At 62.8% G+C, this 1,109-nt stretch carries 1 protein-coding gene; it reads left to right on the top strand.

All coding sequences use genetic code 11. The features are described 5' to 3' along the window. Positions 1-1,039, top strand: a 1,039-nt coding sequence (gene istA, locus ACYP2A_RS20455) for an IS21 family transposase (protein WP_459747667.1), incomplete at its 5' end; no start/stop codon positions are given. Between the last annotated feature and the right edge of the window lie 70 nt (positions 1,040-1,109).

Here is a 1,109-nt window from a genome sequence, read left to right as displayed (position 1 = left end):
CTTCGTCGCCGTTCTCGGCGCGTCCAGCTACACCTTCGCCGAGGCCACCTGGTCGCAGAAACTTCCCGACTGGCTGGGCTCGCATGCCCGCTGCTTCGCTTTTCTTGGCGGAACACCGCAGATCTTGGTGCCCGATAACCTGCGCAGCGGTGTCAGCAAGGCGCATCGCTACGAGCCGGATATCAACCCCAGTTATCGCGATCTTGCCGAGCATTACGGTGTGGCCGTGGTGCCCGCCCGCTCGCGTAAACCCAAGGACAAAGCCAAGGTCGAGGTTGGTGTGCAGATCGTCGAACGCTGGATCCTGGCGGTCTTGCGCAACCGCCAGTTTTTCTCGCTGACCGAGCTCAACACCGCCATCGGCGTGCTGCTGGAACGCCTCAATCAAAAGCCCTTCAAGAAGCTGCCCGGCTCGCGCCGCTCAGCCTTCGAAAGCATCGACCAGCCCGTGCTGCAAGCGCTGCCCGAGCATCCGTACGTCTACGCCGAATGGAAAAAAGTGCGGGTGCATCTGGACTACCACGTTGAGGTCGACGGTCATTACTACTCGGTGCCTTATCAGTTACTCAAGCAGCAGCTCGACGCGCGGCTGACGGCGCAGATCGTCGAATGTTTCCACGGCAACCAGCGTGTGGCCAGCCATCGGCGCTCGTACCTCAAAGGGCGCCACACCACCCAGACCGAACACATGCCCAAGGGCCATCGCGAACACGCCGAATGGACGCCGCAACGGCTGATCCGCTGGGCCGAGCAGACCGGGCCCAATACAGCCGGGGTCATCGCCCACATCCTTGAGCGCCGCATCCACCCACAGCACGGCTTCCGTCCCTGCCTGGGCATCCTGCGTCTGGGCAGACAGCATGGTGAAGCGCGGCTGGAAGCCGCTTGTCAACGCGCACTGGCCCTGGGCGCGTGCAGCTACAAAAGCCTCGAATCGATCCTGCGCCAAGGGCTGGAGAAGTTACCGCTGGCCCAGCAGAACCTACCGCTGCTGCCCGACGAACACAGCAACCTGCGCGGCCCTGGCTACTACCACTGACCTGAGAAAGGAAACTGAACATGCTGCCCAACCCGACCCTCGACAAGCTGCACACCCTGCGCCTGCACGG

The sequence above is a fragment of the Pseudomonas sp. 3A(2025) genome (genome assembly GCF_054589175.1).
Note: the sequence above shows the minus strand (reverse complement) of the source record. Positions and strands in the feature narration are given on the sequence as shown.